11 protein-coding genes are annotated in these 15,137 nt (G+C 54.9%); 6 read left to right on the forward strand and 5 right to left on the reverse strand.

Features of this window, described 5'->3' with window-relative positions:
* Nucleotides 1-9 precede the first annotated feature (9 nt).
* Entirely contained in the window at nt 10-3,576 is a 3,567-nt protein-coding gene (locus tag RIC29_18155; GenBank protein MEQ8736852.1) for a hypothetical protein, read from the reverse strand.
* 298 nt (nt 3,577-3,874) lie between these two features.
* On the reverse strand, nt 3,875-4,666 hold the full coding sequence (locus tag RIC29_18160; GenBank protein MEQ8736853.1) for a hypothetical protein: 792 nt from the start codon (nt 4,664-4,666) through the stop codon (nt 3,875-3,877).
* A 216-nt stretch (nt 4,667-4,882) separates the two neighbouring features.
* On the opposite strand from RIC29_18160, the gene RIC29_18165 reads away from it, so the two are divergent.
* From RIC29_18165 to RIC29_18185, 5 genes are all read left to right on the forward strand, one after another.
* Entirely contained in the window at nt 4,883-5,641 is a 759-nt protein-coding gene (locus tag RIC29_18165) for a helix-turn-helix domain-containing protein (protein MEQ8736854.1), read from the forward strand.
* Nucleotides 5,642-5,732: 91 nt separating this feature from the next.
* Nucleotides 5,733-7,232: a Na+/H+ antiporter NhaC gene (nhaC, locus tag RIC29_18170; protein ID MEQ8736855.1), complete on the forward strand. Its 1,500-nt coding sequence runs from the start codon at nt 5,733-5,735 to the stop codon at nt 7,230-7,232.
* 22 nt (nt 7,233-7,254) lie between these two features.
* Nucleotides 7,255-8,292 carry a nitrilase-related carbon-nitrogen hydrolase gene (locus RIC29_18175; GenBank protein MEQ8736856.1) on the forward strand — a complete coding sequence of 346 codons (1,038 nt, stop codon included), beginning with the start codon at nt 7,255-7,257 and terminating at the stop codon, nt 8,290-8,292.
* The gene (locus RIC29_18180) at nt 8,292-9,071 is read left to right on the forward strand and encodes an SDR family NAD(P)-dependent oxidoreductase (protein MEQ8736857.1); all 780 of its coding nucleotides are present in this window, start codon (nt 8,292-8,294) and stop codon (nt 9,069-9,071) included. Before RIC29_18175 ends, RIC29_18180 begins: the two co-directional genes overlap by 1 nt.
* The gene (locus RIC29_18185) at nt 9,068-9,784 is read left to right on the forward strand and encodes a hypothetical protein (GenBank protein ID MEQ8736858.1); all 717 of its coding nucleotides are present in this window, start codon (nt 9,068-9,070) and stop codon (nt 9,782-9,784) included. Before RIC29_18180 ends, RIC29_18185 begins: the two co-directional genes overlap by 4 nt.
* A gap of 100 nt (nt 9,785-9,884) precedes the next feature.
* Here RIC29_18185 and RIC29_18190 read toward each other — a convergent pair whose 3' ends face one another.
* From RIC29_18190 to RIC29_18200, 3 genes are all read right to left on the reverse strand, one after another.
* The gene (locus RIC29_18190) at nt 9,885-10,886 is read right to left on the reverse strand and encodes a magnesium transporter (GenBank protein ID MEQ8736859.1); all 1,002 of its coding nucleotides are present in this window, start codon (nt 10,884-10,886) and stop codon (nt 9,885-9,887) included.
* Between the two features lie 126 nt (nt 10,887-11,012).
* Entirely contained in the window at nt 11,013-11,789 is a 777-nt protein-coding gene (locus RIC29_18195; GenBank protein ID MEQ8736860.1) for a helix-turn-helix domain-containing protein, read from the reverse strand.
* Nucleotides 11,786-12,610 (reverse strand): helix-turn-helix domain-containing protein, encoded by an 825-nt coding sequence (locus RIC29_18200; GenBank protein ID MEQ8736861.1) that lies wholly within the window; start codon nt 12,608-12,610, stop codon nt 11,786-11,788. The genes RIC29_18195 and RIC29_18200 overlap by 4 nt, the downstream gene beginning before the upstream one ends.
* 312 nt (nt 12,611-12,922) lie before the next feature.
* On the opposite strand from RIC29_18200, the gene RIC29_18205 reads away from it, so the two are divergent.
* Entirely contained in the window at nt 12,923-15,037 is a 2,115-nt protein-coding gene (locus RIC29_18205; protein ID MEQ8736862.1) for a TonB-dependent receptor, read from the forward strand.
* Nucleotides 15,038-15,137: the final 100 nt, after the last annotated feature.

Consider the following 15,137-nt stretch of genomic DNA (forward strand, 5'->3'; position numbering starts at 1 on the left):
CAAGCCAATCTATGGCGTGACGTCGCACCATCTGCCGTCGCCATCGTTGTCACCATACGTTAACTCCGTACAGGCCCCGACCGCATCGCAGGCTTTCAGCACGCGCACATAAAAGTCTGATCTGCGGTTACCTGTTGTTTCAGTATTGAGAAGAGGGGTGACGATAACTGTGTCAAACGAGGGGTTCGTGGGCTCTAGAAAAGCATCTCCGCGCATTGAGTTGCTGCCATCTGTATTGGTGCAGGTGGGGCCAGACCCAGCCGTAATAGGTCCAAATGTTTCGCACGTGCCTTCAGGCCCACCATCACACAATTGTACTTGTGCTTGATCCAAGCCATCGTTGCCATTCTGATTACTGGCTAACTGTTGACCAAATCTACTGAAGCCAATTCTTAAGCGGCTCCAGCTTTCTTCAAAGTGAAAAATGAGCGTTTCTGTTACGGGTTCTGTTCCCGTCGGGTTTTGCTCCATATCTAAAAGAGCATTACGTCCATACGAAGGAAAGTTGACGTTGTTGTTTACGGTATTCGTAATGCCGAAACCGGAATTTTCATCATTACCTGTATCTGTTGATTGAATTTCACCAACCCCGCTGATCATTAAGTCTAACGTTTCACCGCTATCTGGGTAGGAATTAAAGTCTAACCAAGCGCGATCAGTATCTTCACTATCTGTCGGGTCACCCGCATCTAAACCAAGTGCTGTATTAACGGCATCTGCCGTTATCTCCCCAGTATCGCCTGAGCCAACACTTGCGACGGCAATCGGCGTAAATGAAACACAACGGAATTCTGTGTCACCATTGCTATTGTCTGTCACAAGGGTTCGGTCAAAGGCACAGTTCACGTCAGCCCCGCAAGCCTTGAAGGCTCCCACATAAAATCCAGAAAGCCCCTGGATATCGCTTGAGTCAATCGGTTCAGGTATAATCTGAACGCGGTCAAAATATTCAGCGCCGGTTAATCCAAAGTCTGTGGAGATAACCATGGAGCTATTATTGTTATTGTGAACCGCATTGAGGTCGCAGGCCCGGTACGTTTCTGTAGCCACCAGTTGCTCGTCTTCCGCCAGATTGGTGTTGTAGGCCCGCAGGACCACCTGCTCGAGTAATCCGCCTGTATATGGATCTGTTCCAGTGTTATCCGTGGCCCCAAAGTCGCGCAGATTCACGGTGAATCTCCGGTATTGATTGTCGAATTCGACTGTCAGTTTTTCCCGAGCATCCAGAGGATAAAAGGTGGTTTCTGCCTGAAAGGGGTTTTGGCCCACATCAATGTTGGAAATCAGGTTGTTATCACTCACGCCTTGGTTGCCGATGAAGTCGTCGAGGTCGAGGTGGAATTTTCCGCGTTCCATGAAAATACGCGCGTTATCCATTTCCCCTATTTCAGTCGTTTCTGGGATCGCGGCAAAGGCTTGGTCAAGAGTTAGATTTCCAGTAGCAGCCCCGCCCAGATCCGTCCGAATGTCTTCTTCTGTAAAATCCCGTGTCTGAGCTGTGTCTGAGGCTGGCGTTTTCGAGCCGACAATGGTGTCCGTTCGCTCAAAGTTGAGTCCAAAGCGTTGGATGGTCACTTCGCCGCCGCGATCAGCACCCGTGGGAGCCGCAGGCATGCCAGAGGTAAACCCAAAGCGGAGCGCTTCCATAGCGGTAACATCTGCGATTTGTATGCACGCTGAAACGTGAGGCCGCCGTGCGGCGTCTGAGCCGTCATCGTAATCACTGGTCAGGTCATCGCAATCGGATGGGTCTGTGCTGCAAGCCTCCGGTGTGGTCGCATTGCCTGTGTTCCACACCCAGGCATCAAACCGCACTTCAGTCGCAGGGTCGTCGCATCCATTACCATCATACCAGTGCAGTTCGGTGCGGACCTTTTGAAAACGGGAATTGAAGCCCGAGCCTTGATCAATGGGGTCACCGTCCTCCAACCATGTTGTTGATGCGTCTTGGTAGCATGCCTCAGGTTGATCTGGATCTGCGGCGATGGCCGCAGTTACTTGCCGGGTACCGCCATTTACAACTGCGTCAATTCCAAAGCTGTCACCAGGGTCGCCAGTAATGGTCAGGCCATCCATGTCATCGCGACAGACCGGGCCGTTAAAATTGGCATCCGCAGAACCACCAGCAACAACGGGTGGTCCCACTGGGTCTAGGGGCGGGTTAGTCACCTCACCTTCATCGCCCGCATGGTTATTATTCCCCAAAATGATAGCGATATGGTTATTGCTATCCAGATCGAATATCTGCTCTGCTTCACCGGTGTCTGCAAAGACAGGACTTGTGTCGATCTCAAGGCCAAATCTAAAGACATCGTTCGGCTGTGCCAGCTCTGTGTAGTCGCCTGTGTCACTGTCCGCGCTGGTAAGAGCGTCCTGCTCATCACCAAAGCCAAGAAATTGGTTCGTGCCACCGCAAGGGGGCTGAACATTAAAACCAGTGCCTGGATTGGCACGGGTAACATCCGTTGGCGCGCCTCCATCGGTTTTATGGGCGAAGTATCCTAGCACTAGGCCACTGCCACGTGTGGCTGCACTCGTCGATTCAAAGAATACTTCCGCATATTGGCGAATGGTGTACCCCTGAAGCGGGTATGTTGGTTCCGTATAGCTGCACGCGCGCGTATCGAACGTGTCATTGCTGTTGATACGCAGCACTTCCTTTTCCGAGCCATTTTCACTATCGCCATCGGCATCGTATCGGGTGCTGTCAAAACTGTTGCTGCTCTGTGTCGCATTGTTTGCTGAGCGCGTGAATACGCGAGCGGTTTCCGCACGACTGAAGCCCACTTGGGCACCTGGGGGCTCATTTATATCTTGTTCATTAATCACCGGGCATTCAACGGTGAAAGTCTCAGAGGCTTGAACCGCGCGCACAATATCGTCGAATTCGCTGGTGCCATCCGTCTCGTCGAACGGCCCCGCGCGAAATTCGTTGTTGGTGCCGGGGTCGCATCCTGCCCCGGATGGATTGGGGCAGTTGTCCAATTCAAAGGCCGACGTTGGCACTTGCGTTTGGTTGCCACTGTTGCTGTTATAGGCACCGAACCCATTCTCACCATGACTGATCAGCGCGAAGGTATAGTCTGTGCCGTCCTCGGCTTCGTTTAATGTGCCAACCCGCGCGTTCTCTCCGTTGCAGACGCTGATATTTGTATTGTCGACGATGTAGGTGATGTAGTTGCCCTGGGGATCAATGGCGCTTGATCGCGGCAAACCAAGAGTCGTCCATGGGACGATGCCCCGGTTCAGGTTGCAGATGGTGCCATTATTCCCAACAGATGTGCCGAGACTACCAGGGATCGTTGGATCTGACGGACATGGCAGCAGGAAGTTGGCATCCTGAATGGCGGAGACTTCAATGGCATCTTTAATCAGTTTAAAATTGGCACGTTGCGCCTGCGTCACTTCTAGGCCGCGCCGCGAATTCATCAATTGCGTCTGGCTGATGGCCACACCCGCTGCAATAATCACAACCGTGATGATAACCAGCGCTGCCTGCCCGGCGTCGTCCCGCACAGCATGATCCCGAGCAGTTTTCAGAATTCGGAACCATTGCATCACTGACTGAAATTTCATGTCTTGAACCTTTAAGATCATCTTCTGCGTGCAGAAAAACCACATTCTGCGTGTAGAAAAACCACATTCTGCGTGCAGAAAAACCACACGGCCCTTAACCTACAGGATACGGGCAATACATTCTTATAAATTGAAGTTAATTTTTATTACACACGTAATAAGTGTGTTTCTGCGTTCACATGTGCCTCGCATATATTAAGTAACGCTTTGCAGTTGACTGGCGTTTCCGTTAGGGCGCGGTAAATCGGTCGTAAAAAGCTTTTATTGAGCTTTGGCATGATGTTTGAGGGGCTGGGGGTTATCGACGGGCCTTCATCGCGCCGTTCTTCAAGGCTGTTATGGCGTTTTCAAACAGCTCAGCCGTGCAATTCACACCGTCCACGGTTTGCCCCTGGTAAGACGTGCAGAGGTTCAGGGCACCCAAGGCGGTTGCACTGTCAGCGGTCAGTTGCTCCAAGGCTTGACCCCCGCCGTTGGCCAGGTCACGCAAAACCAGCGGACTGGCCATGCCGATGGACTCGATCACGTCAAACCCCAAAATATTATGTAATGCCGTGAGCAGTTTTGGCCCCAGCAGTTGAGGCGATGCCGGGCCTTTGTGGCGGTTGGCGAGCGTTAAAACGGACTCCAATAGAAAATCCAGAACCGAAGAGTGCCGGTTAAACGCAAGCACCGCATTATGCACTTGCCGGAAACTTTTCAGGCGTCCATTGCTGTGCGGTTGTATCCAAATCTGCCGCCCGAGGGCAAAGTTGTCGGCGGGGTTGATGTTCAGTCTTTTCGGTTCAAACACATAAACGTCAGCATCCAGCCAAATCACACGGTCAATGTCGGGTTGATGCGTAAATACTTCTTTGGCCCAGGCCAAACGGGCAATGTCGCATAGCAACGGCTTTTGCGTGGCGAATTTGTCCAGAAGTCCCTGGGGAACCAGATCAAAGATGTCGTCCCCCCGGAATTGATAGGCCCAATGGTTTTGGGTTGCCAAGGCATGGACGCTCGCCATGCAGCTGACAACCCAGTCCGGTTGTGCCGTGGTGCGATAAGATTGTAGCAAGGCAGTACGCATGGCCCGTGTTATCTCACTCAAGTGGCATCTCACTCAAGCAGCGTTTCAGGCAAGTGTCATCTCATTCAAATTTTAGGTGAGGTTATTTCTAAAGCCGCTGGAAAATCACGGTTAAGTATTGCAGATACCAATTATCGCAGACGCCAACGATTACTTCCGCTATGCTAAAAGAAAAACAACATCACCAGACGCTGCGTCTGACGAGGCGGGGAGTTGTAACAATGAGTGCAGTCGCACATGGCTAAAACGGAATCCGGTATTCGGACCAACAGGTCCCTCGTGCGTGGTTTGAAGGTGCTGACCGAAATCAGTGGCCATGGCCCCATGCGTGCGTCTGAAGTCGCGCGCCGTGTCGAGTTGCCGCGCGCAACTGTGGTGCGTCTGATTGAAACGTTGATCGAAGTCGGCATGATCCGCCGGCACGACGGCTCTAAAACCTATGAAGTCACAGAGCAGGTCACGCGTCTGTCCCATGGCTATGACCGGTGGAGTGCGCTCACCGACTCTGCCATCCAAGCCATCAATGCGGCGGCGGATGACCTGACCTGGCCGCTGGTCCTGACCACGCCCTCGGGTTTGGATATGGTGGTGCGCTACAACACGGATCATACCAGCCCGCTTGCGTTGCAACGCTATAATTTGGGGTTCCGCATTCCGGTGTTTGATACGGCCAGCGGTATGGTGTTTCTCGCCTATAGCACGGATCAGGGACGCGAGACCTATTTGCGGCTGTTGGAAGCCGAGCAAGGCACTTTGGATGTCAACCGGGTCAAACGCCGCATTGAAGAAACCCGCCTTGATGGCTATTGCATCCATCATCGGGCGGGAAGTCTGGAAAAAGCCTGCGCTGTGCCGGTGATCCGGGGAGACAGTTTTATTGGCGCGCTCACCATGCGCTTTATCCCCTCCGCTGTCAGTTATGCGGAATTGAAATCGCGCTATGTCGCGCCGCTCACTGAACTGGGCACCACCATCAGCGGCCAGCTCGCGGTTTAACGCCCTTGACTCCAAAGCCGTCGCGGCTACTCGCGCTCTCGGAATGCTCTGTGTACTATAGCAGCAGATGCGTCAGGGGGGATCAGGTTCTGTGAGTGAATCAAATGCGTATAAGCATGCGGACCAAGAGCCATTGCCGCAGGTCAGCCTCGTCGAGGCATTAATCCCGATCCTCCTCCTGGTTCTCATGCTCGCCTTTGCGGTGGCCACCTTTGGCGACGAAACCACGGGCGGTCCGGCCCAAATCGCGCTGATCACCTGCGGCATGATCGCCGCCGCTATCGGTATGCGCAAAGGTCTGAGCTGGAAAGTCCTGGAAGACGCGGTGGTGAAATCCATCAGCCGCTCTTCTGTGGCCATCCTGATCCTGCTCTCGATCGGTGCGCTCATCGGCGTATGGATGTCGGCCGGGGTTATTCCGACCATCATTTACTATGGCTCTATGGTGCTCAATCCGTCTATCTTTTATGTGGCGGCCTTGGTGGTCTGTGCTGTGGTGTCCGTCGCCATCGGCAGTTCGTGGACCACCGCAGGCACCATTGGCATTGCGCTGATCAGTATTGCCAGTGCCATGGGGCTTTCTGTTGAAATGACGGCCGGGGCCATCATCTCGGGGGCCTACTTTGGCGATAAACTTTCGCCTCTGTCAGACACCACCAATCTGGCCTCCGGGTTGTCGGGCACCGACCTGTTTACCCACATCAGCTTTCTGTTGTGGACGACCGTACCGGCGTTTTTGATTGCGGTTCTGTTTTTCTCGGTGGCGACCCTGATGATGGGCGATGTCACGCCAGAATCCCAAATCGCGGAACTGCGCGAGAGCATCGCGGCTACGTTCTCGGTCAACGCGGTGTTGTTTGTGCCGTTGCTCGTCATGTTCGTTATGGGAGTTAAACGCGTGCCGGCGTTTGTGGCTATCTTTCTCTCCACCCTCATCGGCGCGCTGCTCGGCAGTATCGTGCAAGAGCCCGCTGCCCTGTCTGAAGAGGGCAGTGCAGCGCTCGCGCTGATCAATACCTACTGGTTGGCAGCCGCCAACGGCTTTGCGGCTTCAAGTGCCGACCCAGTTTTGAACGATCTGCTGTCCGGCGGCGGCATGGGCAGCATGCTGACAACCATCTGGCTCATTCTCAGCGCCATGTTCTTCAGTGGCATGATGGAACGCACGGGCATGCTGCAACGTATTCTTGTCTCGTTGTTGTTGATGTTCAAAAAAGACGGTTCGCTCATCGCCGGGGCGGGCATGACCGCTTTAGCCACCAATGCCCTGGCGTCTGATCAATACCTGTCCATCGTGCTGACCAGCCGCATGTACGCCGACGAATTCAAAAAGCGCGGCCTTGATCCGGTCAATCTGTCGCGCGCCGTGGAAGACTCCGGCACGGTCACGTCCGCCCTGGTGCCGTGGAACACCTGCGGCGCTTTCATGGCCGGAACCCTTGGCGTGCCGACGTTGGCCTACTTGCCGTTTTGTATTTTCAATTTGGCCAGTCCGGTGATTTCAATGATCTATGCCGCGACCGGCTTTAAAATCAGACGGCTAGAAGCCGGCCCAACGGACTCACCTGCGGTGAGATCTAAAGCCGCTTAAGGTCGAATTGGGGAAGGGACCCATGATGATTGCGTATCGCGCTTGTGCACTTCAATTCGCCTGCTACCCCATTAACGGCGCAGCAGATCAAGCCTCGGCCCGCGCCATGATCATGGATGCCATCGCCCGCGCTGCGGCCCTGGTGCCCGGCACGAAAGTCATGGGCGGCGAAGACATGAAGCTGGTGGTCCTGCCCGAATATGTGTTCACCAATTTCTCTATGGGCACGTCGCCCGCCCAGTGGCGCGATTGGGCAGCGTTTCATCCCGATGGGCCAGAATACGATGCCCTGGCCAAGATCGCCCAAGATAATGGCGTCTATCTGGTCACCAATGCCTATGAGCAGGATGACAATTTTCCAGATACATATTTTCAAGCTTGCGTCATTTTTGATGACACGGGCAACGTTGTACTGCGCTACCGCCGTTTGAATTCCATCTACACGCCCACGCCCCACGACTATTGGGATCGTTATCTTGAGCTCTATGGATTGGACGGCGTGTTCCCGGTGGCCAAAACCCCGATCGGTAATTTGTGCGCGGTGGCCTCAGAGGAGATGCAGTATCCGGAACTGATCCGCACCTTTGCCCTGCGGGGGGCGGAGGTGCTGTGTCATCCCTGCGCCGACCCGTTGAACCTCGCGCATAATCCGAAGAACGTCATGAAGCAGGCGCGCGCCATTGAAAACCTGATGTATGTGATTTCGGCCAACCTCTCCACTCACAAGCCGTTCCCCATGGGCGAGCACACCTGCGATGGCGGCTCCCGGGTGATTGATTTTCAAGGCCGTGTTTTGGCGGAAGCCGGCCAGGGCGAAAGTATGACGGCTCTGGCCGACATCAACATCTCCGCCTTGCGCCGCTATCGCAATCGTCCGGAGATTAACAACTTCCTGACCCGTCAGCGCATGGACTTGTATCGCGATACCTATGCGCAAGATATCTGGCCGAAGAACAGCCTGGCTGACCGTGCGCCTGCACGGGGTCACATGGCTGGCGTGCAGCAAGATGTCCTGGCGCGGCTGAAAGCGGCGGGCATCATCGAAGCGGAGGACAGCTGATGTCGCCCACGATATTACTGACAGGTGCGAACCGTGGTCTGGGGCTCGGTTTTGCCAGAGTTTACCTCGATGCCGGATGGCGTGTGCGGGCGGCTGTGCGCGATCCTGATGGCGCGGCCGATCTCAAAACCCTGGGCGCAGGCTATGGTGGCCAGCTTTCAATTCATCGTCTGGATCTGGCTGACTTTGCCACAGTGGATGACCTGGCAGAGGAGTTAAACGGCGTTCCCATCGATGTGCTGCTGGGCAACGCGGCCAAAACCAACAATCCCATGAGCACGGTCGGTGATACGGATTACGACGCCTGGGCCGAAGCGTTTCGCGTCAACTGCATGGGCCAAATGAAACTGGCTGAGGCTTTTGTCAGTCACCTCGAAGCTGGCACTCATAAAAAAATGTATTTCGTCTCCAGCCGCATCGGTGCGAAGCCGCCCGCTGGAATGATTTTGTTCCGCTCCTCAAAGTCGGCATTAAATCAGGTCGTGATGCAACTCTCTTTGTTGCTTGCCCCGCGCGGTATTGCGGTGGCCTGTGGTCATCCGGGATTTGTAAAATCCAAATCTACCGAAGGCATGGGTGTGTTTGAAGCGGAAGAAAGCGCCGGGTATTTGAAAAAAATTATCGACGCTTTAACACTGGAAACCGCCGGTCATTTTTTTGAACCCGATGGTTCTACGTTGCCGATCGTCACCCGGCAAATAAATCCCCAGGCGTTTGGTGCAAAAGCTCCCGATGCCTGGGACGCCCAAGCCAAGAAGCGAGATGCAAACAAAACGTGAGTACACTGCAAACAGCTTTGCTCTACGCGACGCTTGCCGGGATAACGATTCCCCTTGGCGGGCTGTGCGCGTGCTTTGAAAACATCCGGTCGAAGTGGCTTGAGCAGGAACTGCGTCATAGCGTTATCGCGTTTGGCGGCGGCGTTCTCTTTGCCGCCATTGCGCTGGTGCTGGTGCCGGAAGGCATGGCCAATGTCTCCCTCTCGCTTGGTGTCGCGATGTTTGTTGCTGGAGGAGTGGTCTTCTTTGTGGTCGACCGGGCCATCCAGTCACAGGGCGGAGCTGGGGCGCAACTGATGGCGATGCTGCTTGATTTTGTGCCCGAATCGATGGCGCTTGGCGCGATGCTCGCAACGCAAAACGCAACAGCCTTGCTGCTTGCTGGACTGATCGCGTTGCAGAATTTTCCCGAGGGCTTTAACGCCTATCGTGAACTGGTGGCCGGTGCCAAACATAAACCCCGCGTGATTCTGTTGGCGTTATGGGGTGTCGTGGTGCTGGGTCCACTCAGCGCGTGGCTTGGCTATGAATTTCTGCGTGCGTCTCCGCAGGTGCTTGGGGCCATCATGCTGTTTGCGGCGGGCGGTATTTTGTATCTCACGTTTCAAGATATCGCGCCTCAAGCGAGACTGAAACACCATTGGGCGCCCTCTCTGGCAGCTGTAGCTGGCTTTACGCTTGGCCTTCTTGGGGACGGGCTGGTTCATGCTTAAGCAGCACTACTCTATCAATTGAAAGAGTCAGCGCCATGACAGCGCCATGTCAGCGCCATGACCACACGGCTAAGCCTTCAGCCGCAGCGTTGCGCAACACTCATATCACCAAGGCGGTAACCAAGAGGAAGTAAACGGTCAAACTGCCAACGTCTTGAATAATGGTGCACATGGGCCCACTGCCTAGGGCCGGGTCAGTGCCGAACTTCTGAAACACCCAAGGCAAGCCAAATCCGACAACGGCAGATAAAGCCCCACCGCCGAGAACAGAGAGACCAACGGCCAGGGCCAGCGGGGCATTGTCGAAACTTAACATCACCCCCACATAAGCGATGCAGCCCAGAGCTGCGCCAATGGTGATGCCGATCACCAATTCTTCCCGCAGCAGGCGTCCGATGGGAAGACCTTCTGTCGCCAGACCCCGCACCGCAACGGATACGGCCTGGGTGCCGATCGCACCTGCGATGTACACCAACGATGGAATGAAGAAGGCCACCGCCACATTGGCTTCCAAGGTGTGTTCAAACCCACTCATCAACAGCGTGATGACCGATGAGGCCAGCAGGCCAAATATTAGCCAGGGCAGGCGACGTTTTGCGCGGTCCAACAACGACGCATCAATGGCCACAGCCGGACCATCGTCGTGGGTCATAATCCCGGCAACGCGCTGCAAATCTTCCATGTGTTCGTGGCGCAGAATTTTGAATAAGGCTTCTGGCGGTACGGCGCCAATCAATACCCCTTGGGCATCCACCACCGGCACCGCAATCATGTTCAACTGCATGGCCAGAACGGCGATCTGTTCCTGGTCATCTTCTGGGCGTACCGCTTCATGTTCCGGTTCCATGATTTCCCCGATGGCGGGGGTCCCTCCGCCGCCATTTCCAGCGGCCAGCAGGTCGTTGATGCGGACGATGCCTTCCAGTCCCCCGTGCGCGTCCGTCACGAACACAGTGTCGGCACACTCAAAATGTTCGCCTTGAAGGGTGGCAATGACGTCCTTCACCGGGGTGTTCGGGTGGGCGCGAGGAATGCCAGTGACCATATGCTGTGCGGCTGTGTCTCGGATATAGCGTTTGGTAAGTTGGGCTGTGGGAGTCACATCTTCAATCCTCACTCAATTGGTGCCGTCTTATTATGGCCATGTTTATTGAAGTGCGTGGCATTTATTTGCATAGCGCGTCAGCGCTTTGGACATATTTTCGCGTCAGCTACAGAAGTCTTGTGCCTAAAGCGGGTAAATGCGCTCCAGGTTTTTTCCGAGTGTCGCCGCGCAGGCATGCAAGGGCGCGAGGAACCGGCCAACCGCTTCAGATAATGTGACCGCTGTTGGATGAAAGCGATTGGACAGGGAATATTCGACGCTGCCATTCACGGAAACAGGGACAGACAGCGTGGACCAATTCATTCCGGCAAGCTTGGTTGCCGCATATCCTTGGGCCACGACCTGCGTGAGCAGTTCATCCAGTGACTCATGGTCGTAAGGCGTGCGCGACAATAAATTGCGGTCTTGCAGCAGGGCCGAGCGAATAATATCGTCCCGCACCTCTTTTGTTTTATGGGCCAGTAGGACGTGCCCGGCAGAGCGTCCAAGCAACGGCAGAACCAGATGCTCGCGCATCGGATACACAATCAGCGGAGATTCCGTATCCGTGTTTTCCAGCACCGCCAATCGGCTATTATGGATTGTGCCAAAACTGAGCGGCCAACCCATAGTCTTGCAGGCTTCGACGATAATCGGTCGTACAACCGTTGCCGCCCAGTCATTGCGGGGGGCTCCAGCGGAGAGCTCTAGCACTTTGGGTGTGACGGTGTACTTGCGTGAAGTGTTGTCCCGCGCAACAAATCCCAATTCAATGAGGGTCACCAAGTAACGATTCACCGCCGCGCGCGGCACGTTCGATAACTTAGCCAATTCAGAGACCGTCACACCATCGAAAGCGTTCAGCGTACGTAATACGGTGACGATGCGTTCCACGACATCCAGGGATTGCACACCGCTCATAGGGCGCTACCGGGAAGCGGTTGGTCTTCACCCGCATCTAGCCAGCGATCCGTATCAATATCCTTGAGCCGCTCAGAGATATTATTTGCGCACGCTTGCAAAGGGGTCAAAAAGCGCTCGGTAACCTGTTCCAAACTCAGGATCGATGCGGTTGCGCCCGCCGACAGAACAAAGGGAAAGGTGTCTTTAATCCGCACCGGAACCGCAACGGTGTTGAGTTGGGCCTTTGCCGTCGTGTAAGCGCCGTACCCGAGCCGCTGCACCTCCCCCAGCAGAGCAGTCACATCGCCGGGGTCGATGCCAGCGTCCGCATAGAGGGCCGGGTTCTGTTGCAACGCAATCTTAAGCACGTCAGTGCGGACGGAAGGCAGCAGATGCGCCAGCAGCACATGTCCGGCAGCGCGTCCAAGCAGGGGCCGCATCAGCATGGTACCGCGTTTCTTTTTCGCCAACGGGGAAATATCGTCCGTATGGGCGATCAGGGTGACCTGTGCGTTTTTTAAAGTTGAAAAATTAAGTGACCATCCCAACGTCCGGCACGCGGCTTGCAAAGGCGGTAATACGATCTGACGGATTTTTTGATCACGTGTTACGCCGCGCGACAGGTCCAGGGTTTTAGAGGTCGGCCTGTATCTCTTTGTGCGCTCGTCCCGATAGACATAACCCAACTCCGCGAGGGTCACCATATAGCGGTTGACCGCGGACCTGGAGAGACCCGCTTTGCGAGTCAATTCAGACATGGTTATGCCGTCGCCTGCATTTACGGCGCTGAGGATTGTTGTAAAGCGTGCAACGCTTTCAAGCGGTTGGATCCCAGCCAAAATCGACTCCCAAAGTGAGCAACAAGCGTTCGAGCCAAGGGTTAGAGATTAGCGTTAATCATTGAGCGAGCATAGAGCGCGGCCAAGAGCGTGTGGACCGAAGCTCAAGCTCTAATCGCTGAGCGATTATTTTTATGCGAGAATGCTCGCCAGATGTGGAGTTTGCCGGATCCCGAGGCTACCTGTACTCAACCACCGAGCAAGTAATGGTTTCAAGTTCATAACAGCCACTGGAATGAGAGAAAACCAACATAAGACTAGGTCTCACACCAGCTCACTTAGCCATCATCGAGACATTCCGGGAGAGAACACATGAAATTCAGAACACTTCTACTCGCCACCGTTGCCGCTTCAATCGCCATACCTGCATCAGCGCAGCAGATCGCCGTTGAGGAAATCACAGTTACAGCGCGGAAGCGCTCTGAAACCCTGCTGGAAATTCCGCTCACTGTGTCGGCTTTCACGGCAGATGATATCGAGCAAGCGGGCTACACCACCATTACAGATTTAGTGGAAGCCGTTCCTGGTGTGACCTATGGCAGCTTTGAAGCGGAAGGCCGTGGCGACTCTGCCAGCTTCCGGGGCATTGCCACCAATACCGGCGACCCGACCCTGCAAAACTCATCGAAATTTATTGATGGTGTTTATGTGTCCGGCTCGCTGTTCACGGCGCTGCTGTCAGATCTCGAACGTGTTGAAGTGATCAAGGGTCCGCAAAGCGCCCTCTATGGCCGCGCCACCTTCTCTGGCGCGATTAACTACATCACCAAAAAGCCGACCGATGAGTTCGAAGGCTCCATCAACGCGACGGTCGCTGAGTATGATGAAATCCAACTCAGCGGCACACTCAGTGGTCCGATTGTCGAGGACCGTCTGGCCATGCGTGTCAGCGGCGGATACCTGACCAAAGGCAGTGAGTACACCAACATCACCAACGGCGCGGAAATGGGTGAGGACGACATTTTCTCCCTCAGCACCGCCCTGCGGTTTACCCCAACCGATGCGCTGACCGCTGATCTGAACGTGAGTTATTCAGAAGCAGATCTCGGCGAAGCCCCGCGTGCCACGACCGCGCTGAACATGGGCGAGCTTGAGTTTCCTCTGACCTCGGTCATTGGTGGCAACGTCGATCAGCTGGATGATCCGGGCATTCAATCAGACACCTTCCGCGCCAGCCTGTCGGTCAACTATGACATCAACGGCTATACGCTGACGTCCATCACCGGCTACGGCAAGGAAGACACGGTCAATCAGGCTGATGGTAACTACGATCCGGTCAAAAACACGTTCCTGTCGTTCCTGTGCAACGCTGGGCCATTCGTCGGTCCGGGCTGCAGCATCTTCCAAACCGTGACCGAGCGTGAACTCGAATCGACGTTCCAGGAATTCCGTGTTACGTCTCCGGAAGACGGTCCGATCAGCTGGATCGCGGGCGCGTCTTATTTCGATGAAGATTTTTATACCTTTCGTCAACGCAACTTCCGCCAAGCGCCAAATATAAAAACCTCTGAAAATATGTCGGTGTTTGGCTCGGTGACATTCGATGCCTCTGAGCAACTCTCGGTCAGTTTTGATGGCCGGTATCAGACCGAAGACATTAAGGTTGAAAACCTGGACACAGGTGCCATTCAAGAAGGCGAGTTTAACTCTTTCCTGCCGCGCTTCATCGTCGAATACACGCCGTCTGACGATACGTTGATCTACGCCAGCGCGGCCAAGGGTAACAAGCCCGGCACCTTTAATACCACCGGCCCGGCCCAGTTCGCTGTGGTCGATGAAGAAACCCTGTGGACCTATGAAGTCGGCACCAAGGTCAACGCGTTGAACGATGTGCTGACCATTCAAGCGGCGGGTTATCTCATCGATTGGACCAATCAGGTGTTCCGCTTTAACGACCCTGATCCCACGGTCGGCAGCTACTTTGTCAATGCCGGTGAAACCGAAGTGTGGGGCGCAGACTTCTCGCTCAACGCTCAGTTCAACGCATACTTCAGTGGCGCTCTGTCCTACTCCTACGTCGATACCGAGTTTAAGGTGTTTGAGTCGGCCAATGCGTTGACGATTTTGGGAGACGCGGATGTATCCGGAAATCAAACGCCGCGCACCGCCGGAAACTCCCTCTATGCCTCGCTCGAATACCAAGCGCCGTTCACGGCGCTCGGCGATGGCTATGACTGGTTTGCCCGCGCGGACCTGAGCTACCGCGATGAAATGTTCATCGATGAACTCAACCTGGAAACCCTGGGACCACAAACCCTGGTCAACCTGCGGGTCGGCCTCGATACTGGCCCGGCGCGCGTGACCCTGTTTGTCGATAACGTCACCAACAGCGATGCGCTGACATCAGGCTTTAGGTTCGGGGCTGTGGCCCTGGTGGGTCTGCCACAGAGCCGTCAGTTTGGTGTTTCGGCGTCCTATAAGTTCTAGAAAAAGTTCTATAAAAAGACCCGATGGGGCGGCGTGGCTTTCATGCTGAGTCGCCCCATTACCGTCCTCATGGTTGATGCGGGGGCTTGCGGCTGATCAG

The sequence above is a fragment of the Rhodospirillaceae bacterium genome, assembly GCA_040219235.1.
In the GTDB taxonomy this organism is placed as follows: domain Bacteria; phylum Pseudomonadota; class Alphaproteobacteria; order Rhodospirillales; family Rhodospirillaceae; genus WLXB01.

Coding starts and splice junctions, on each gene's coding strand:
- RIC29_18180 (MEQ8736857.1), top strand. CDS start 8,292: ATGTCGCCCACGATATTACTGACAGGTGCGAACCGTGGTCTGGGGCTC.
- RIC29_18195 (MEQ8736860.1), bottom strand. CDS start 11,789: ATGAGCGGTGTGCAATCCCTGGATGTCGTGGAACGCATCGTCACCGTA.
- RIC29_18175 (MEQ8736856.1), top strand. CDS start 7,255: ATGATGATTGCGTATCGCGCTTGTGCACTTCAATTCGCCTGCTACCCC.
- RIC29_18155 (MEQ8736852.1), bottom strand. CDS start 3,576: ATGAAATTTCAGTCAGTGATGCAATGGTTCCGAATTCTGAAAACTGCT.
- RIC29_18205 (MEQ8736862.1), top strand. CDS start 12,923: ATGAAATTCAGAACACTTCTACTCGCCACCGTTGCCGCTTCAATCGCC.
- RIC29_18165 (MEQ8736854.1), top strand. CDS start 4,883: ATGGCTAAAACGGAATCCGGTATTCGGACCAACAGGTCCCTCGTGCGT.